Annotated in this window: 17 protein-coding genes; 4 read left to right on the top strand and 13 right to left on the bottom strand. The window is 64.2% G+C overall.

Annotation, left to right across the window (positions count from 1 at the left end; genetic code table 11):
* Positions 1-120: 120 nt before the first annotated feature.
* The 9 genes from murD to TZ00_RS15985 form a co-directional block, all read right to left on the bottom strand.
* The gene (gene murD, locus TZ00_RS16025) at positions 121-1,674 is read right to left on the bottom strand and encodes a UDP-N-acetylmuramoyl-L-alanine--D-glutamate ligase (RefSeq protein WP_044443224.1); all 1,554 of its coding nucleotides are present in this window, start codon (positions 1,672-1,674) and stop codon (positions 121-123) included.
* Entirely contained in the window at positions 1,671-2,768 is a 1,098-nt protein-coding gene (gene mraY / locus TZ00_RS16020) for a phospho-N-acetylmuramoyl-pentapeptide-transferase (RefSeq protein ID WP_044443222.1), read from the bottom strand. The genes murD and mraY overlap by 4 nt, the downstream gene beginning before the upstream one ends.
* Positions 2,765-4,189, bottom strand: a complete 1,425-nt coding sequence (locus TZ00_RS16015) for a UDP-N-acetylmuramoyl-tripeptide--D-alanyl-D-alanine ligase (protein ID WP_044443220.1) — start codon at positions 4,187-4,189, stop codon at positions 2,765-2,767. Before TZ00_RS16015 ends, mraY begins: the two co-directional genes overlap by 4 nt.
* Positions 4,190-4,192: 3 nt before the next feature.
* Positions 4,193-5,737, bottom strand: a complete 1,545-nt coding sequence (locus tag TZ00_RS16010; RefSeq protein ID WP_238579724.1) for a Mur ligase family protein — start codon at positions 5,735-5,737, stop codon at positions 4,193-4,195.
* Between the two features lie 15 nt (positions 5,738-5,752).
* A complete protein-coding gene (locus TZ00_RS16005) occupies positions 5,753-7,540 on the bottom strand; it encodes a peptidoglycan D,D-transpeptidase FtsI family protein (protein WP_044443216.1) in 1,788 nt (595 codons plus the stop codon).
* Between the two features lie 41 nt (positions 7,541-7,581).
* Positions 7,582-8,166: a cell division protein FtsL gene (ftsL, locus tag TZ00_RS16000; protein ID WP_044443215.1), complete on the bottom strand. Its 585-nt coding sequence runs from the start codon at positions 8,164-8,166 to the stop codon at positions 7,582-7,584.
* Positions 8,163-9,119, bottom strand: coding sequence for a 16S rRNA (cytosine(1402)-N(4))-methyltransferase RsmH (rsmH, locus tag TZ00_RS15995; protein ID WP_044443214.1), 957 nt, complete (start codon positions 9,117-9,119; stop codon positions 8,163-8,165). The genes ftsL and rsmH overlap by 4 nt, the downstream gene beginning before the upstream one ends.
* A gap of 100 nt (positions 9,120-9,219) precedes the next feature.
* A complete protein-coding gene (gene mraZ, locus TZ00_RS15990) occupies positions 9,220-9,651 on the bottom strand; it encodes a division/cell wall cluster transcriptional repressor MraZ (RefSeq protein WP_044443213.1) in 432 nt (143 codons plus the stop codon).
* Positions 9,652-9,914: 263 nt separating this feature from the next.
* Entirely contained in the window at positions 9,915-10,295 is a 381-nt protein-coding gene (locus TZ00_RS15985; protein WP_044443212.1) for a DUF3040 domain-containing protein, read from the bottom strand.
* Positions 10,296-10,372: 77 nt separating this feature from the next.
* Here TZ00_RS15985 and TZ00_RS15980 point away from each other — a divergent pair, with 77 nt between their 5' ends.
* Entirely contained in the window at positions 10,373-11,464 is a 1,092-nt protein-coding gene (locus TZ00_RS15980; protein WP_044443211.1) for a polyprenyl synthetase family protein, read from the top strand.
* A gap of 12 nt (positions 11,465-11,476) precedes the next feature.
* On the opposite strand, the gene TZ00_RS15975 is transcribed toward TZ00_RS15980, so the two are convergent.
* On the bottom strand, positions 11,477-11,818 hold the full coding sequence (locus tag TZ00_RS15975; protein WP_338010800.1) for an Rv2175c family DNA-binding protein: 342 nt from the start codon (positions 11,816-11,818) through the stop codon (positions 11,477-11,479).
* A 163-nt stretch (positions 11,819-11,981) separates the two neighbouring features.
* Here TZ00_RS15975 and TZ00_RS20650 point away from each other — a divergent pair, with 163 nt between their 5' ends.
* Entirely contained in the window at positions 11,982-12,362 is a 381-nt protein-coding gene (locus tag TZ00_RS20650) for a LysM peptidoglycan-binding domain-containing protein (protein ID WP_044443210.1), read from the top strand.
* Between the two features lie 83 nt (positions 12,363-12,445).
* Complete coding sequence (pknB, locus tag TZ00_RS15965; protein WP_044443209.1) at positions 12,446-14,434, top strand: Stk1 family PASTA domain-containing Ser/Thr kinase; 1,989 nt, start codon at positions 12,446-12,448, stop codon at positions 14,432-14,434.
* Positions 14,435-14,536: 102 nt separating this feature from the next.
* Here pknB and TZ00_RS15960 read toward each other — a convergent pair whose 3' ends face one another.
* The 3 genes from TZ00_RS15960 to TZ00_RS15950 form a co-directional block, all read right to left on the bottom strand.
* Positions 14,537-15,916 carry a class II 3-deoxy-7-phosphoheptulonate synthase gene (locus tag TZ00_RS15960; RefSeq protein ID WP_044443208.1) on the bottom strand — a complete coding sequence of 460 codons (1,380 nt, stop codon included), beginning with the start codon at positions 15,914-15,916 and terminating at the stop codon, positions 14,537-14,539.
* A gap of 64 nt (positions 15,917-15,980) precedes the next feature.
* The gene (locus tag TZ00_RS15955) at positions 15,981-16,670 is read right to left on the bottom strand and encodes a lysophospholipid acyltransferase family protein (RefSeq protein WP_044443206.1); all 690 of its coding nucleotides are present in this window, start codon (positions 16,668-16,670) and stop codon (positions 15,981-15,983) included.
* Positions 16,671-16,684: 14 nt separating this feature from the next.
* The gene (locus TZ00_RS15950; RefSeq protein ID WP_044443204.1) at positions 16,685-17,632 is read right to left on the bottom strand and encodes an ROK family glucokinase; all 948 of its coding nucleotides are present in this window, start codon (positions 17,630-17,632) and stop codon (positions 16,685-16,687) included.
* A gap of 183 nt (positions 17,633-17,815) precedes the next feature.
* On the opposite strand from TZ00_RS15950, the gene TZ00_RS15945 reads away from it, so the two are divergent.
* Positions 17,816-19,642 carry an AMP-dependent synthetase/ligase gene (locus TZ00_RS15945; RefSeq protein WP_044443202.1) on the top strand — a complete coding sequence of 609 codons (1,827 nt, stop codon included), beginning with the start codon at positions 17,816-17,818 and terminating at the stop codon, positions 19,640-19,642.
* Positions 19,643-19,743: the final 101 nt, after the last annotated feature.

Genomic DNA, 19,743 nt, shown 5'->3' with positions numbered 1-19,743 from the left:
ATGGTTGTGCCGAGCAGCAGAAAATAGCTGCGAGATTCAGGCTGAAATGCGCGTCCGAGCGAGATGCGGGCTGTGCGAGCCGCGGGACTGGCGGATGTCGACTTCGCTGGATTCTTCGGGTTAGATCCCGGAAGCCCCAGCGGGTGCCGCACCGTCGGGCGTGTTGTCGTCAGTCGGATCACTTCCCAGGTAGTTGCGAACGGCGGAGGCGAAGCGATCGCCTCGGTCGGAGTAGTCGGTGAATTGATCCATCGACGCGGCCGCCGGTGCCAGAAGCACGACGTCACCGGGAACCGCGAGAGCGGCAGCCAGTTCGACAGCGACCGACATGACACCCTTAGTCTCCGTGCCCGTCACCTCTCGCACGGGAAGGTGCGGCGCGTGTCGCTGGAATGCCTCCCGAAGCGCCGTACGATCCTCGCCGAGAAGCACGACTCCTCGCAGCTTGGACGCGCGTGCCCGAACCAGCGGTTCGATATCGACGCCCTTCAACAGCCCTCCCGCAATCCAGACCACCGACGAATAGGCCGAGAGTGACGCGGCGGCGGCATGCGGGTTCGTGGCCTTCGAATCGTCGACCCATGTGATCTCATCGCGGATCTCGACGACCTCGATGCGGTGCCGGTCGAGATGGAACGTTTCGAGGGCCGACCGGATGGCGGGAATCGTGACGCCTATGCTGCGCGCAAGCGCCGTCGCCGCCAGGACATCGGCCACCGTGTGCGGAGCACCCAGGCCGACGGCGGCCAGCCGAGCCACCGTCGTGACCTCGAGAGCCGAGCTATGTCTGTCGTCGTGGAATGCCCGGTCGACGAGGATGCCGTCGACAATTCCTAGATCGCTCGGGCCGGGTACACCGAGATCGAATCCGATGGCACGGGCTCCGTCGACGACCTCTGCATCTTCGACCATCTTCAGGGTGAGCTCGTCGGCGCGGTTGTAGACGCAGGCCCTGCGTGTGTTTGCGTAGACCCGCGCCTTGGCCGCCACGTATGCATCCATCGATCCGTGCCAGTCGAGATGGTCTTCCGCGACGTTGAGACACACGGCAGCCCACGGCGACATGCTCGACGTCGAATGCAGCTGATAGCTCGAGAGTTCGACCACAAAGACGTCGAAGCCCTGCGGATCACGCACGGCATCGAGCACGGGTACTCCGATGTTGCCGCACGGCGCGGCCCGCAGACCCCCCGCAGCGAGCATGGCGGCCGTGAGCTGAACGGTCGTCGTCTTTCCATTCGTTCCGGTCACGGCGATCCACTCGGCCGGAGCGCTGCCGGCGCCGGAGACGCCGACCTTGTCGCGCAGCCTCCAGGCGAGTTCGACGTCGCCCCAGACAGGAATGCCCTTCTCAAGCGCCCAGGTGATCACCGGATGGTCCGGGTGGAATCCCGGGGAGACGATCAGCAACTCGGGATCGAGCGATTCGAGCTCTGGTGGAACGGAGCTCAAGGGCTGCGCCTGCGCGAGCTCGGCGCCGATCACCTCGAGCATCAGCCGGTAGCGGTCATCGACCTTCTCTGCGACCACGAGCACGCGTGAGCCGAGCTCGGCGAGTGTGTCGGCCACGGAGAATCCTGTGACGCCGAGGCCGAGCACGCCGACGCGGAGGCCAGACCAGTCGTCGTGCCAGCTCGTGAGACCGAGCGCCCTGCCGGTGACGGCATCGGTCATCGCGAAATCCACTCGAGATAGAACGACCCGACACCGGCGGCGACGAGAAGGCCCGCAATGATCCAGAACCGCACCACAATGGTGACCTCTGCCCAGCCTTTGACCTCGAAGTGGTGATGGAGCGGGCTCGCCAGCCAGATGCGCTTGCCTCGAGTGAGCTTGAAGTAGGTGAGCTGGATGACGACCTGACCGGCGACGATCACGAAGATACCGCCGATGACGACCAGCAGCAGCTCCGTGCGGCTCAGGATGGCGAGTGCTGCGAGGGCCCCGCCCAGGGCGAGCGAACCGGTATCGCCGAGGAAGATCTTCGCAGGGTTGGTATTCCACCACAGGAACCCGATGAGGGCGCCCACGATCGCGGCCGCGATGATCGCCAGATCCATGGGATCGCGCACCTCGTAGCACTTGCTCGCGACCTCGGCATTGAGATGCGGGTTGAAGCAGTTCTGGCTGTCCTGCCAGAAGCCGATGAAGACGAAGGCACCGATTGCGAGGATGCTCGACCCGGGCGCCAAGCCGTCGAGACCGTCTGTGAGGTTCACGCCGTTCGACGTGCCCATGACGATCACGCAGACCCATACGACGAAGGCGATGACGATGATGGCAGGAACGACGAGCATGTCGAAGTCGATATGCGTATCACGCACGATCGAGATCGCCGTCGATGCCGGGGTCACGCCGTTTTTGTCGGGAAAGTTCAGCGCGAGGATCGCGAACGCGACGCCCACCACGATCTGACCGACGAGCTTGGCCACAGGGCCGAGCCCCAGGCTCCGCTTTCGATGCGTCTTGATGAAGTCATCGATGAAGCCGACGACGCCGAGACCAACCATCAGGAAGAGCACAAGAAGTGCAGAGATCGAAATGCCGCGTTGGGTGAGGAGGAGCGCGACGAAGTAGCCGAACAGCGTGGCGAGCACGATGACGATTCCGCCCATGGTCGGCGTTCCACGTTTGACGTGGTGCGTCTCGGGGCCGTCCATGTTGATGAACTGGCCCCAGGCCAGTCGTTTGAAGAGTCGGATGAAGACGGGCGTCATAAAAAGCGTGAAGACCATCGACAGCGAGCCGGCAGCAAGAAGGGTGATCATGCGAAGAGCTCCCCCAGTCGGTCGCCGAGAAACCTCAGCCCGGCGGAGTTCGACGATTTGACGAACACGATGTCGCCCGACCGCAGCTCAGGCGCAAGCGCGTCATACGCCTCGTCGGCGGTATCGACGAATTGCGACTCGCCGTCCCACGATCCTTCATGCGTCGCAGCGAGGTGGAGCGCACGCGCCCCCTCACCCACGACGATCAGCTTCTCGATGCCGAGTCGCACGATCATTCGACCGATCCGATCGTGCTCCTCGAGCGAGAACTCGCCGAGCTCACTCATCTCGCCGAGCACCGCGATCTTTCGCGACGACGGCGTCGCTATCTGCGCGAGGGTCTTGAGCCCGGCGACCATCGAATCGGGGCTCGCGTTGTAGGCGTCGTTGATGACGGTCACGTTGTCGCGTCCTCCGAGCACCTCCATGCGCCAGCGTTCCGCACGCGTGACCGCCTGCAGCGCGTCGACGATGCGATCGATTCCGACACCGAGGCTCTCTGCTGCGGCAGCAGCGGCCAGCGCGTTCATCACGTGATGTTCGCCGAGAACCTTGAATCGCACCGGCCTGCTGTCGCCCGAGACGAGGGTCAAGATGAAGTCCGTGCCGCCAGCGTGGGCCGACACATCGTGCGCACGAACCGCGGCCCGCTCGTCGAGGCCGAACCACACGACTCGCGCCGCGGTCTTGTCGGCCATCCCTGCGACCCGCGCGTCATCGAGGTTCAGCACCGCCACATCCGTCTGGTCGAGGTCGGCGACCATCTCGGTCTTCGTCGCCAACGTCGTGGCGATGCCGCCGAATTCGCCGGCATGGGCGAGCCCTACCGTGAGAACCACGCCGACATCAGGCTTCGCCATGCGTATCAGCCGGGTGATCTCACCCGGGCCGGATGCGCCCATCTCGGCGACGAGGTATCTGGTCGAGGGCGTCAACTTGAGCATGGTGAGCGGGGCACCCACCTCGTTGTTGAACGAGTCTCGCGGCGCGACCGTTTCGCCCTCGGCATCGAGGATCGACCGGAGGAGGTTCTTCGTCGTCGTCTTGCCGTTCGATCCCGTGATGCCGACGATCCGCAGAAGCCCGTGCTCTCTCACGCGGCGCACGACCTCGGTCGCCAGGGCACCCAGCGCCAGCACCGCGTCGTCGACGATGATCTGAGCGACGAGAGCTTCGGATGGCCGCTCGGCGATCACCAGGGCCGCGCCGGCAGAGACCGCCTTGTCGATGAACAGGAAGCCGTCGCTGAACTCGCCGGGCTTGGCTACGAAGATGCCACCGTCTCGGATCTCTCGCGAATCGGTGTCGACGGCTCCGGAGATGACCGTCTCAGGTGAGACGCCCGCCGCATCGACGGCGTCGGGGATCACGAGTCGGCCACCAGTGATGTCGGCGATGTCGTGAAGTGTGAGTTGTAGCATGCGTCAGAGCCATCCGTATTCCTGCAGGGCGAGCCGTGCCTCGTCGCGCGCGGAGTAGGGAATCTTCTCGCCCGCGACTTCCTGATAGTCCTCGTGGCCCGGACCGGCGTGCAAGATGACGTCACCCTCGCCGGCGAGCGAAAGGGCCTTCCGGAACGCGAGTCTGGGATCGGGAACCTCGTAGAGCTCGACGTCCTCTCGGGCCGCTCGTGCGGCATCCAGAAGCACGGTGCGGATCGAAGTCGGGTCTTCGAAACGCGGGTTGTAGTCGGTGATGACCACGATGTCTGCGAGGCGGGCCGCGATCGATGCCATGTCGACCCTCTTGGTCGTGTCCCTGTCTCCATCGGCGCCGAAGACCATGATCACCCGGCCGTCGGTGACACGCCGGAGCGCCTCGAGTGCGCTCTGGAACGCATCCGGACTGTGACCGTAGTCGATGTATACCCGTGGACCCGCATCGGCGGACACCTTCTCGGCGCGACCCGGCACGAAGGCGTCGATGCCACCGTCTCGGTCGAGCACGTGAGCGATGGCTTCGAGGTCGTAGCCCGATTCGACGAGCATCACGATCGCGAGAGCCGCGTTCTCCGCCATGAAACGACCGAGAAGCGGGATGCTCGTGGTGATGGAACGGTGATCCGGACCCTCGATGGTGAACCGCGTGAAATCAACGGTCTCCTCGAGAATCGTCACCTGCCAGTCGGCGGGGACGCCGGGCTTCGTCGAGACCGTCGCGATGGGAATCCTCGACTCGTCGGCGAGCCGGGCACCCCACTCACCGTCGACCAGCACCACTCCGCGACGGGCACGATCAGGGTCGAACAGGGCTCGCTTCGCCTCGAAGTAGTCCTCCATGCGGCCGTAGTCGTCGAGGTGGTCGTGAGTGAGATTCGTGAATCCGACGATATCGAAGACGATGCCGTCGACGCGGTGGCGAGTCAACGCCTGAGCCGAGACCTCGATGATCACCGAACGCACCTCTGCTTCGCGCATGCGTGCGAGCAGGGCATGCACCTCGGTCGCCTCCGGCGTCGTCAGGGTGCTGGCGATACGGAGCTCGCCGATGCCGCGCTCCGCCGTGGTGCTGAAGCCCGCGACGATGCCGAGCTGCGAGAGGATCGCATCGAGGATGTAGGTGACAGACGTCTTGCCGTTGGTTCCGGTCACACCGAAGAGAGTGGGCGGGTCTTCAAGAGTGCGATAAATCCATGCCGATACCGCGCCCAGAGCCTCACGGGGCTGCGGGGTGACGATCACCGGCAGCCCGCTGTCAGCCGCGAGCTCGGCGCCCCGCGAATCGGTGAGGATCGCCACAGCGCCGCTCTCCGCAGCGGCGGTCGCGAACGTGGCACCGTGCATGTTGCGTCCGGGTAGACCGACGTAGAGGTCACCGGGCACGATGTCTTTCGACGTCAGACTTATTCCGGTGACGGAGTCGGGTGCGAATTCGCCGATCTGCTCGAGCTCGAAGTCGGCGACGAGCTGAGAGAGCGATCGTGCGATCGGATGTTCCGGGCGCAGTCCCTGCGAAACCCGATCCGGCACAGATGACTCCTTCATTCAGTAAGTAGTGGGCAGATCGGGCGCGGGAACCGTGGACGGCTGCACCCGATACGTCTTCAGCACCTGTGACAGTACCTTCTGGAAGACCGGCGCTGCCGCCAGTCCAGATGTAATGGTAACGGGCTTCCGGATGGTGACCGAAACGACGTACTGCGGATCGTCCGATGGTGCCATACCCGCCATCGACGTGAGATACGCCCCACCGTAGGCTCCGTCACCATTGCTCATCTCAGCCGTGCCCGTCTTCGCAGAGACTCGGTAGCCGGGAATCTTCAAGGCGTCGGCGGCGTAACCGGTCGTCGCGACCGACTCCATCATGTGCACCGTGTCCTGTGCGGCCTGAGGAGAGATCACCTGCTCTCCCGTCGATGCCGGCGGGGCATCTGTGACAGTGCCGTCTTCGTGTTGACATCCCTCGAAGAGTTGCACGGGCATCCGCACGCCGTTGTTCGCGATCGTCTGGTAGGCGCTGGCCATCTGCACGGCGGTCACCGTGAGACCCTGCCCGAAGGTGGTGTTGTAGATCGTCTGGTCGTCGAGCTGGGTGGGGCCAGAGACACCGCCGGGCAGGATGTCGCCCGAGTCTTCACCGACGAAGCCGACCTCGGTGGGCTTGCCCAGGTGGAACTTGTTCATGTAGTCCCAGCGCTGATCGACGGACATGTTGTTGCTGAGCATGGAGATTCCGGTGTTCGACGACTGCTCGATGACACCGGTCAGGGTCCACGGCATGGGCGCGTGATAGAACGAATCGTGGATGACGGCGTTGCCGGACTTGTATTCATAGGGCGCGAGTACCTGGCTGGCCGGAGTCGCCGCGCCGGCGTCGATCAGTGACGCCGCCGTGATCGATTTGAAAGTCGACCCGGGCTCGAAGGGGTCGCTGAAGACCTTGGCGCCACGATAGGCCGGATCGGTGGCGTCGATGTTGTTCGGATCGACGGTAGGATACTCGGCCGCCGTGAGGATCTTGCCTGTCTTGGCTTCTGTCACGACGACGGTTCCCGATTCGGCGCCGACCTCGGTCACGCGTTGAGCCAGCGCCTCCTGCGCGAAATACTGCAGGTCGCTGTTGATCGTCAATTTCACTTTGCCGCCGTCAACCGCTTTCTTGAGGGTTACGGTCGACCCGGGAATCGCCACGCCGTCTTCGCCGGTCTCCGTCACCTCACTGCCGTCGGTGCCGGCGAGGCACGAGTTCTGCGTGAGTTCGGTGCCAGCCAGGGCGGAGCCGTCTGCCCCGACGAAGCCGACGAGGTTGCCTGCGACGCTTCCATCGGGATAGGTGCGCGTCTGGTCGGCCTTGTAGTAGAGCCACGGGATGTCGAGTGCACGAATGGCGTTGTACGTGGTCACGTCGACCGACTTCGAGATGAGCGCGTAACGCGACGTCGGGTCGGCGGTGACGATGGCCGTGATCACGGCCGGGTCCAACTTCATAACAGACGCGAGTTCGCCGATCGCCTGCTCAGCACTGACGGTGACGTCGCCGGAGCCGTCTGCGGCCGGGCGATCGAACTCAGCGACGGCCGACGGGTCGGCCTCAATCGCATAGCGAAGGATGCTGGTGGCCAGCACGACCCCGTTGGCGTCGACGATATCTCCGCGTGTGCCGAGAGTGACCGTGCTGTCGGAACGGCTGGCGAGCGAACTCGCATTCAGGCTGTCCGCCTGCACGACCTGGATGTCGATGAGTCTGACGCAGAATACCGAGACCACTGCGACGATGATGAGCACCGCGATGGTCACGCGCCCTCGAGTTGTTCTGACTGTCGTCGGGGTCACGCGCGGCCTTTCATTCGGCTGGTGAGCAGATCATCTGTCGGTCAGTGCGTCTGCGGGGATGGGAGAGCACCCTGCCACGGTACTGTCGGGTCGGGTGCAGCAGTCGGAGGCGCGCTCGACGCGTCGGGAATGGGCGCGGCCACGACTGGATCCGGCTGCAGCAGCGAGTTCGGAACGAGCGCCTGGTCGGCGGCGATGGGCGCGCTGGCAGCACTGGCGGGCGCGGGCGAACCGAGGACGGCGCCGTCGGAGAGTCTCAGGTAGACCGTGTTGCCGTTGGCGACCATGCCGAGAGCTTGCGCATTCTGCACCAAGTTCTGCGGCGACGAGAAGGCCGTCACTTGCTCGCTCAACGCCTGATTCGTTCGCGACAGATCTTTCAGCGTCGCCTGCTGCGCTGAGACCTGGTAAGCCCCGTCGGAGAGTCCGATACTCAGCAGGAGCTGGGCGAGCGCGATGATCGCGATGCCGCCGATGGCGACCGCCGCGTAGACGATCCTCGGCCGCTGCCGCTGCCGAGGCATGCTGTCCGGCGCGGGCCTCAGCCAACGACGCCGCGGCTCCACCTGGGGAGCGGATGCGGGCGCACCGAGTCGCGAAAGTGGGACGGTGGCGAGATTCGTCATGAGGCGCTCCTGATGCGTTCGGCAGCTCGAAAACGGACAGGGGTGGCTCGGGGGTTCTCTGCCTTCTCCTCATCGGTTGCGCGCTCCGCGCCTCGCACGAGGAGCGACAGCTCCGGCTTGTGCTGGGGCAGCTCGACCGGAAGTCCGGGAGGGGCGGTAGACACGCTCAGGGCCTGGAGCGCGCGTTTGACGATGCGGTCTTCGAGAGACTGGTACGACATCACGACGATGCGGCCGCCAACACGAAGCGCACCGATCGCGGCGGGGACAGCCCGTTCCAGCACGCTCAGCTCCTGATTGACCTCGATGCGCAAAGCCTGGAAGACGCGCTTTGCTGGGTGGCCCGCGCGAGACAGCGCTGCTGGCGTGGCCTGCTGAAGCAGGTCGACCAGATCGGCGGATCGCACAAGCGGTTGCTCTGCGCGCCGTTGCACGATTCGTCGCGCATAGCGGTCGGCAAGTTTCTCCTCGCCGTAGTCCCGGAAGATGCGGCGAAGGTCGAACTCGGAGTATTCGGCCAGGATCATCTCGGCCGTCAGAGGCGCCTCCTGATCCATGCGCATGTCGAGTGGCGCGTCTTTGGAGTACGCGAATCCGCGCTCAGCGCGATCGAGTTGCATGCTCGAGACACCGAGGTCGAAGAGCACGCCGTCGACCGCTTGGATGCCGAGCTTCTGCAGCCCTGCGTTGATCTCGTCGTAGACGCAGTGCACGAGATGCACGCGATCGCCGAAGGGTTTCAGTCTGCCCTCGGCCAACGCCAAGGCCTGGAGATCGCGATCGAGACCGACAAGCGTCAGTTCGGGAAAGCGGCTGAGAAACGCCTCTGCGTGACCGCCGAGGCCGAGGGTGGCGTCGACGAGAACGGCACCGGGGCGTTCGAGTGCCGGCTCCAGCACGCTGATGCAGCGCTCGAGCATAACGGGAGTATGAATTCGTGTGACGTCGTCCATGGTGTATCGACCTGTTCGTTCTGCCTGATCCCCATCCATTCCGACCTGGCACCGGGGAAGTGTGTCAGGGCGAGGAACGGCTGGGAGTCACGCGGAACGATCAGAAGAGGCCGGGAATCACCTCCTCGTCGGTCTCGGAGAACGCGGCCTCCTGGGCGGCCAGATAGGTGTTCCAGGCTTCGGCGTCCCAGATCTCGGCGCGCGATCCGGCGCCAATGACGACCAGTTCGCGTTCGAGTCCGGCGTAGCTGCGCAGGTGGGCAGGAATGCTGACGCGGTTCTGCTTGTCGGGCACGGATGCATCGGCACCGGAGAGGAAGACGCGCATGTAGTCGCGGGCCTGCTTGCTGGTGACAGGAGCCTGCCGAATCTTGTTGTGGAGCTCTTCGAACTCAGACGAGCTGAACACGTAGACGCAGTGCTCCTGACCACGCGTCAGCACGACTCCGCCTTCGAGTTCGTCTCGGAATTTCGCCGGAAGGATGATTCGGCCTTTGTCGTCGAGTTTGGGAGCGTACGTGCCAAGGAACATCGTCCTTTCTCCCCCTCGAATCCGGCCAGGTGCTGGGTATTCCTCCACATTACTCCACTTCGCACCACCAAACAACGATATTGCGGACGCGTGTTTATTTTTCTCCTCTCAAATCGTCTAGATTTCGGCGATCTTGTTGGTGGAGGGAAATGGAGGGATATTTCGTATCAGCGATGAATACAGGCCACTAAACGCAAAAAAAAGGGGCCGACCCGAAGGTCGACCCCTGAAGTGGAGGTGGGTGGAGGGAGTGGGCGCCTGGCCTACTCCTCGCGATCCTGGCGCTTGTCCCAACGATCGTTGAGCTTGTCCATCAGATTGGTCTTGGATGCGGCGGCGCTGGCCGATGATCCGGTACGCGGGCCCGAAGCCGGACGCGCAGGCGACGACGAAGGACGAAGGGCCAGAAGAACCCCCGCGAACATTCCGACGAAACCGACGAGGCCGACGATGAGGAGGTGCGTGATGACACCGACGATGACTACGACGAGTCCGGCAACGGCGAGAAGAATGCCGAGAACGAGAGCCCCGTAGTTGAGTCTTCCTCTAGTGGCGTTGACCGCCGAAACGAAATCGGCATCGTTGTGATAGAGACTGCGCTCCATCTCATCTAGAAGCTTCTGCTCCTGCTCGGAAAGCGGCATCCTATTCACCTCAGGCTCTGTCACACGCGTCGTACTTGAAGCGATTGTAGTGCCCAGCATCTGGCTAGGCTAGGTACGTGACACAAAGCACGCACCTGGTAGGCCAGGTCGACACCGAAATCGCTGAATTTCTCGCGTCTCGTGAACCTATTCTCGTCGCTGTGGCAGACGAACTGTCCTCGTTCACCGACTTCTCCCGGGATCTTCTCAGCGGCGGCAAACGGTTCCGGGCCAGGTTCTGCATCGCCGGATGGCAGGCAACGTCTTCGGGGGCTCATTCTGCGGAAGAACGGGCCGTGATCACCCTCGCGGCTGCGCTCGAGATCTTTCATGCTGCAGCGTTGGTGCACGACGACATCATCGACAACTCAGACACGCGCCGGGGCATGCCCGCCGCCCACATTCGATTCGCCGCGCTGCATCGTGATGAGCACTTCGCCGGCGCCGCGGGTGCGTTCGGCCGTGCCAGCGCCATTCTTCACGGCGACCTCCTTCTCGGCTGGAGCGACGAGCTCGTCGATGCGGCACTGGCTCTGCTGCCCGATCAAGACAACGCCCGGTCGACACGAGCGGAGTTCAACCGCATGCGCACCGAGGTCACTGTCGGCCAGTATCTCGACATCCTCGAAGAGAACGCCTGGCCCACCGTGCCCGACGCCGACACGATCCGTCGGGCGGAACGCGTGATGACCTTCAAGTCGGCCAAGTACAGCGTCGAGGCTCCACTCGCTCTGGGCGCCCTCATCGGCGGCGCCTCCGCCGCGCAGGTCGATTCGCTGCGTCGGTTCGGACTGCCGCTCGGACTCGCCTTTCAGCTGCGAGACGATGTGCTGGGAGTGTTCGGCGACGCGACCATCACCGGTAAGCCGGCGGGCGACGATCTGCGCGAAGGCAAGCGCACCGTTCTGGTGGCGCTTGCGCGCCAGGGTATGCCTCACTCCCAACGGGGAGCGTTCGATGATGCACTCGGTCGCGGCGACCTCGACGCCGCCGCCGTAGCCGATCTGCAGAGGCAGATCGAATTCAGCGGCGCACTCGAGAGCACTGAGCGGTCGATATCGTCGTACACCGCCGACGCACTCAATGCACTGCACGCCGCGGATCTCGATCCCCACGCCGTGGCGGAGCTAGAGGAGCTCGCCCAGCTCCTCACAAAGCGCTCGTTCTAAGCAGTCACCTGGTCAGGCGAGCGCCTGGGCCACGCGGCGAACCTCGGCCTTTCGGCCGGCGAGCAATGCATCGATCGGAGCGACCCCGAGCGATTCCTCTTCGTCGAGCAGCCACTGCATCGCTTCCTCAGTGGCGAAGCCCGAGTCGAAGAGCACGATGACGGTGCCCTTCAGCTCAGGAAGAGGCTCACCGTCGCGGATGAAGACATCGGGCACGACGAGAACCTTGTCTCGACGAATCGCGAGCAGGGAATGCTCCTCGATCATCTTGCGAACTCGACCCGGTGTGGATCCGAGCATCTCGGCAACGTCGGGGATGGTCAACCAGGTTCTAGCGGGGGTGTTTTCACTCACATGCCAAGCCTGCCACGATCAGGGCCGCGCCTGGCACCCCGCCACCGATATCGCATCGTTATCCGCACCGGGTCCGCGGTGACGTCGAGGCGTTGACGAGCACCGGCATCCGTGGAACTGTTGTCGCACGGGTGAAACGAGAATTGCGAGGTGCACGGCCGCTATGACCAGGTCGCCGAGCCGCGCAGGCCGACGAGCGCGGCCCCACCAATCTCGTTCCCTGATCGCGCTGGCCGCTCTCCCCTTCGTTCTGGTGGGAATCGTGGCGTCGAAGCTCGCGGCTTCGTCGAAGCGCAGACGAAACCGGGCTCCGGTAGACGGCGCAAAATCGGATGTGGCGCTGTACCGCGTCGAATTGGGCGACACCGTCAGCGAGATCGCCATCCGTCACGGCCTTCCGACCGCCCATGTACTGGCCCAGAACGGTCTGAGTTGGAAAACTCCCATTTTTCCGGGGCAGATGCTTCGGCTCGACCCGATCCCCGACGATCTCGAATGGCCCGCGGCCGAGACTGCCGACAGATTAGACAGGCGCGCCGGCTGAACGCGGCGGGTGAGGCGCGGCGCGTCTCGATCTTCGTGGTGTCTATCCCGACTTCCTCGGTCACTGCTCTCTAAACTTCATTCGTGACCACCGCGCCCACTGACCCTATGATCGGACGTCTCATCGACGGTCGGTATCAGGTGCGGTCGCGGATCGCGCGTGGTGGAATGGCCACTGTCTACCTGGCCACCGATCTCCGACTCGAGCGTCGTGTCGCCATCAAGATCATGCACGGACACCTCGCCGACGAGTCGAATTTCAAAGAACGCTTCGTGCAGGAGGCCCGCTCCGCAGCGCGTCTCGCGCACCCCAATGTCGTCAACGTCTTCGATCAGGGCCAGGACTCGGACATGGCGTACCTCGTCATGGAATACCTGCCGGGCATGACCCTGCGCGACCTGCTCAAAGACTACGGAACCCTCACGACCGAGCAGACACTCGACATCATGGACGCCGTGCTCGGCGGCCTGGCTGCGGCGCACAAGGCGGGCATCGTGCACCGCGACCTCAAACCGGAGAACGTGCTGCTCGCCGATGACGGACGCATCAAGATCGGCGACTTCGGGCTGTCGCGAGCGACGTCGGCGAACACGGCCACCGGTCAGGCGCTGCTCGGAACCATCGCCTACCTCTCCCCCGAACTCTTGACGCGCGGCACGGCCGACGCCCGAAGCGACATCTACGCCGCCGGCATCATGATGTACGAGATGCTCACGGGCGCACAGCCTTTCGTCGGCGACCAGCCCATGCAGATCGCGTTCCAGCACGCCAACGACCAGGTGCCACGCCCGAGCGCGGTGAATCCATCAGTGCCGCGCGATCTCGACGAGCTCGTGCTGTGGGCGACGGCGAAAGACCCGGTCGACCGTCCGACAGACGGCCGGGCCATGCTCGAACAGCTGCGACTCACCGAGCAGAGCATGACGGCCACCCAGGCAGCGACAACCGGCATCCAGCGCACTGTCGTGATGCCCGCGGCACTCAGCCCCGACATCGCATCGGCGCAGACCCAGGCGTTTCAGAAGACCGGCCTGACCTCGGCGCTGACCGCTCCGACACGCGCACCGGCGCCACAGAGAACACCCCAGGCGACCGCCGCTCACACCTCTGCAGTTGCAGCGCCGGCCGAGCGTCTCAAAACCTCAGCCGCAGTTCGTCGACGACGAGGGTTCTGGCTTGCCGGCGTCATCATCCTTCTCGTCGCGCTGGCCGGTGGCACCGGGTGGTACTTCGGCATCGGACCAGGGGCCCAGCTGACCATCCCCGAGGTCGCCGGGCAGGCGCCAGACGCCGCACAGGCAGCTCTCGAAGAACTCGGCGTCGTAGTCACCCGGGCAGATCAATCGAGCGTGACTGTACCCGCGGGCACCGTAATCGGAACAGATCCGTCATCCGGCACTCACGTCGCACGCGACTCCGCCGTCAATCTCCTCGTGTCGACAGGGCCGGCGCAATTGCCACTCCCCCAGCTGATCGGCGCAGACAAGGCCTCGGCGCAGCAGGCGATCGAAAACGCGAAGTTCACTCTCGGCAGCGAATCGCAGGTGTTCTCCAGCGATGCTGCAGCGGGGATCGTGCTCGATGCCTACAACGCCGAGGGCGCGAGCCTCGCCAGCAACGGGTCGACCGAAGGAGTCCTCTACAGTGAGGCTCAACCTGTCTCCCTGCTGGTCTCTGCCGGCCCCGTCCCAGATGTCTCCGACAAGACGGTCGACGACGCCACGGCCACGCTGCAGTCTGTCGGCTTGTCTGCCGCTGCCGGCGAACAGGTCTACAGCGATTCGATCAAAGAAGGCAGGGTGATCCAGGCGATCGCGCCTGCTGACACCGTCCATCCTGGTGACACGATGTCGCTTCAGATCTCGCGCGGCCCCGAACCGGTCACTGTTCCGGATGTCGTCGGCAAGACCTGGATCGACGCCAAGTCGATTCTGGTTGCGGCCGGTTTCGACCTCAGCTACCCCGCCGGCGCCGACATCGTGCCCGCGCTCGTCACGGTCACAGCGACGAATCCGGCGGCCGGAACGAGCGTCCCGCGCGGCTCCAAGCTCACCGTCAGCGTCAGCTTCTAGGCACCGTGCCGCCTCCCGGCACCGCCCCTCGAAAAGCGAAGCGCTCGGCCTCGGATGTGTAAGGCATCCGAGGCCGAGCGCGCCTGAATCTATCGGCGGACGCTAGGCCTTGCGAACCTCGCCGAGCTCCTCGGCCACGAGGAACGCGAGTTCGAGAGACTGCATGTGATTGAGGCGGGGGTCGCACAGTGATTCGTACCGCGTCGCCAGATCTGCCTCGTCGATGTGCTCCGAGCCGCCGAGGCACTCGGTGACGTCGTCGCCCGTGAGCTCCACGTGGATTCCTCCCGGGTGGGTGCCCGCCGCGCGGTGCGCCTCGAAGAAGCCCTTGACCTCGTCGACCACATCGTCGAAACGACGCGTCTTGTATCCCGTCGGAGTAGTCAATCCGTTGCCGTGCATCGGATCTGTCACCCACAGAGGAGTGGCGTCCGCCGACTTGATCGTCTCGAGCAGAGGAGGCAAGGCGTCGCGGATCTTGCCGGCGCCCATACGGGTGATGAAGGTGAGACGACCGGGCTCGCGATTCGGGTCGAGCTTGTCGATGAGACGCAGCATGTCGTCGCCCGTGGTGCTGGGACCGAGCTTGACCCCGATCGGGTTGCGCACGCGACTGAGGAAGTCGACGTGGGCACCGTCGAGGTCACGGGTGCGCTCCCCGATCCACAAGAAATGGCTCGACGTGTTGTACGGGGTTCCCGTGCGCGAGTCGATGCGGGTCATCGGGCGCTCGTAATCGAAGAGCAGAGCCTCGTGGCTCACGAAGAACTCCGTACGCTTGAGCGCCTCGAAGTCCGCCCCGCACGCGATCATGAACTTGACGGCGCGGTCTATCTCGCGAGCGAGGTGCTCGTATCTGACGTTGGCCGGGTTCGACGTGAAGCCCTTGTTCCAGTCGTGCACCTGCCTGAGGTCGGCGAAGCCGCCCTGGGTGAATGCGCGGATCAGATTGAGGGTCGACGCCGCTGTGTGGTAACCCTGCACGAGTCGACGAGGGTCCGCCTCGCGGGACTCGGGTGTGAAGTCGTAGCCGTTGACGATGTCGCCCCGGTAGGCGGGCAGGGTGACGGATCCGCGTGTCTCGGTATCACTCGACCGAGGCTTCGCGAACTGCCCCGCCATGCGTCCCATCTTGATGACGGGCATCGAGGCGCCGTAGGTGAGCACCACGGCCATCTGCAGAACGGTCTTGACACGATTACGGATCTGCTCGGCCGTTGCGCCGGAGAAGGTCTCGGCGCAGTCGCCCCCCTGGAGAAGGAAGGCCTCTCCTCGAGCGGCCACGGCCAGTCTGTCGCGCAGATTGTCGACCTCGCCCGCGAAGACGAGAGGGGGCAGGCCGGCGATCTCGGCCGATGCCGATTCGACGGCCACGCTGTCTGGCCAGGTCGGCTGCTGCTTGACCGGAAGTCCTCGCCAATAGTCCAACCCGGCGATCACAGATTCATCTGCTTGAACGACCTGTTCGGTTGGATCTACCACGTGAGGGTTTCCGTATCTGTTTCTACTCGGGTGTGCGAACCATGCGCCCTGAGGGCCGGCCGCGTCAACGGACGACGTTCGTCCGTTTCTCCTTTACCGAAGTCGCGTAGACGTCTGCGTATTCCTGGCCCGAGAGCCGCTGCAGTTCGTACATGATCTCGTCGGTGACGCTTCGAAGAATGAATCGGTCGGATTCCAACCCCTCGAACCTAGAGAAATCTAGCGGCTCACCGATGATGACGCCAACTCTCCTGATCTTCGGCACCTTCGTTCCGATGGCCATGACCTTGTGAGTGTCGATCATCGCCACGGGGATGACGGGAACGCCGGCCTCGAGAACCATCCTCGCGACACCGGTGCGTCCCCGGTACATCTTGGCGTCGGGACTCCGCGTGCCCTCAGGGTAGATGCCGAGAAGGTCGCCCCGTCCCAGCACGCCGAGCCCTGTGTTCAGCGACGCCTCCGATGCCTTGCCGCCGGAGCGATCGATCGGCAGCTGCCCGGTTGCGAGAAAGAACCCTCGCACGAGTGCACCCTTGATGCCCTTGCCGGTGAAGTAATCGCTCTTGGCGAGGAAGGATACCCGGCGCGAGAGGACAAGTGGAAGGATCACGGAATCGATGAACGACAGATGGTTGCTCGCCAGGATGGCGCCGCCCGAGCGGGGCACGTTCTCGAGTCCGCGGATCCATGGGCGGAACACCGTGAGCACGATCGGTCCGGCGATCAGGTTCTTCATGATCCAGTAGAACATCGTGTGCCTTCAGCTCAGATCTGCGCGGCGTAGAGACGTGCGAGATCGGCGGCGCCGACGACCCCCGCGTCGTTGACGAGTTCGGCGATCCTGAACTCCGGTTCGGGGTGATAGCCGCGGGCGGGCAGATTGTCGAGAAAAGACTGCCGGATGGGGTCGAGCAGCAGGTCTCCCGCCTGGGCGACTCCCCCACCGATCACAAAAAGCTGTGGATCGAGCACCGCTGCAAGGCTGGCGCTCGCCTGTCCGATCCAATGGCCGAGTTCACGCAGGGCAGCGAGTGCCCCCGGGTCTCCAGCCTGGATGAGCTCGCTCACCTCGTGTCCCGTGAGCACGCCCACGCGAGCCCGCGCGGCAGCCAACCCGATGCCGATGCCGCCGGCATCCGCCAATTCGTTCGAATAGCGCAGCAGCGCTCGGCCCGAGCCGTATTGCTCGATGCATCCGCGTGCCCCACAACCGCACGGCAGCCCATCGGGAACGACACGCATGTGGCCGAGTTCGGCGGCCGCACCGAAGCCGCCGCGGAACATACGATCGGTCGAGACGATTGCGCCCCCGACACCCGTGCCGATGGTGAGCATGCACATGTCGCTCACGAGCCGCCCGGCTCCGTATCGGAACTCCGCCCACCCCGCGGCATTCGCGTCATTCTCGATGATGACGCGGTACGGCACACGCCGCTCGAGCTTCTCGCGGAACGGCTCATTGCGATAGCTGATGTTCGGGGCGTAATACACGGTCGACTGCGCCGCGTCGATGAACCCGGCGGCGGCCACACCGACCGCAGCGACGTCGTAGCCGTCAGCCAGCTCGATGATCATCGCGACGACCGAGTCCTCGATGTTCTGGATGTCGACGGCCTGGGTGGGCCGTCGGTCGAATCGCACGATCTGCCCGAGGTCGTCGACCAGCGCTCCGGCGATCTTGGTTCCGCCGATGTCGATGCCGATGGCGTGCATGAAACCCGTGTCCTTCCACGTCGCCGGCCGGGTGAGGCAAGGACGTCACTTGCGATGCGCGTTCCGACAAAGGATCGAATGCGCCAAGTAGAGTGTAGTTATCCGGCACCATGCAGCACCATTTGGCCGGAGCATCGGCCCACCCGCCGACGAGCACATTGACCTGTTGACAAAGGAGTTGACGTGGAAGAATTCTCTGTACCCGCCGTTGTGAAGGCTGACCCCGACGCGAACGCCACCGACCTGCTGCTCGCTCGGGCATCCGCCACGCCAGACGCGCCGCTTTTCGCCGTTCCCGACGGAGACGATGCGTGGAGCGAGGTCACCGTCGCCGAATTCCTGCACCGGGTGCGCGCGACGGCGAAGGGGCTCATCGCCAGCGGCATCAAGCCGGGCGACAAGATCGGCTTTATGTGCAAGACCCGCTATGAGTGGACCGTGGTCGACTTCGCCACGTGGTTCGCGGGGGCCATTCTCGTGCCGATCTACGAGACGTCGTCTCCCAGTCAGGTTCAGTGGAATTTGAGCGACTCGGGCGCTGTCGCCGTGATCCTCGAGACAGCGGATCACTTCGCGAGATTCGACGAGGTGCACCCAGAGCTGCCCCTGATCAACCAGGTCTGGCAGATCGACCTCGGCGACCTCGACAAGATCGTGGCGTCTGGAGCCGATGTGAGCGACGAGGCTCTTGAGGCCGCACGGTCGAGTGCTTCAGGAAGCGACCTCGCGACTCTCATCTACACATCGGGGACAACGGGCAGACCGAAGGGCTGCATGCTCACGCACTCCAACTTCGTTGAACTCAGCCGCAACGCCGGGGTCGCAATGAAGGAGATGCTTGAGCCCGGAGCATCCACCCTGCTGTTCATCACGACGGCGCACATCTTCGCCCGATTCATCTCGGTGCTCTGCGTGCACGCCGGCGTCAAGGTCGGGCACCAGCCAGACACAAAGAAGCTGCTGACCTCGCTCGCAAGCTTCCGCCCCACGTTCCTGCTCGCAGTGCCCCGTGTCTTCGAGAAGGTCTACAACTCATCGGAGCAGAAGGCCGAGACTGGTGGAAAGGGGACGATCTTCCGCAAGGCCGCCGCCACCGCGATCGAGCACTCGGTCGCTCTGGACGCGGGAAAGGTGCCCCTCGGACTGCGACTGAGGTTCGCGCTCTTCGACCGTCTCGTTCTCTCGAAGATCCGACAGGCCATGGGCGGCCGTGTGCAGTACGCGGTGTCGGGGTCCGCCCCACTCGGCCACCGCCTCGGCCACTTCTACCGCAGCCTGGGCATCAAGATCCTCGAGGGATACGGGCTCACAGAGACGACAGCGCCCGCGACCGTCAACCTCGTCTCGAAGTTCAAGATCGGCACGGTCGGCCCCGCGCTTCCCGGTGTGGGAGTGAGAATCGCCGACGACGGCGAGATCCAGGTCTCCGGCATCAACGTGTTCGCGGGGTATTGGAACAACGAGGAAGCGACCAGGGAGGCCATGGACGGCACCTGGTTCAAGACGGGCGACATCGGGGCATTCGACTCCGACGGCTTCCTCACCATCACGGGACGCAAGAAGGAGATCATCGTGACGGCTGCGGGCAAGAACGTCGCGCCCGCTGTGCTCGAGGACCCGATCCGCGCGAATCCTCTTGTGGGGCAGGTCATCGTGGTCGGCGATCAGAAGCCGTTCATCTCGGCGCTGATCACGCTCGATCCCGAGATGCTGCCAGTCTGGCTCGGCAACAACGGCCAACCGTCCACTCTTTCGCTCGCCGAGGCGGCCCAGAACCCGGCCGTGCTCGCCGAAATCCAGCGTGCCGTCGACGAGGCGAACAGCACCGTCTCACGCGCTGAGTCCATTCGCAAATTCGTGGTGCTGAGCAACGATCTCACCGAGAATTCGGGTCACTTGACTCCGAAGCTCACGATCAAGCGGCACGTGATCATGAAAGACTTCGCCGACGATGTAGAGCGTATCTACCAGGCGGCGCCGTCGACCGAGGGCCAATCGCTCATTCTGTAGCGCCGCTGATGCGCGGTCGCCGTGCCTCCCCAGCAGCTTCCGATTCACTGAAAACTTGCCGGGTTGGTCACGGGGCACCGTCGCGCTCGTGAATCATCTAC

The organism is Agreia bicolorata (assembly GCF_000938265.1).
Classification (GTDB): Bacteria; Actinomycetota; Actinomycetes; order Actinomycetales; family Microbacteriaceae; genus Agreia; species Agreia bicolorata.
Note: the sequence above shows the minus strand (reverse complement) of the source record. Positions and strands in the feature narration are given on the sequence as shown.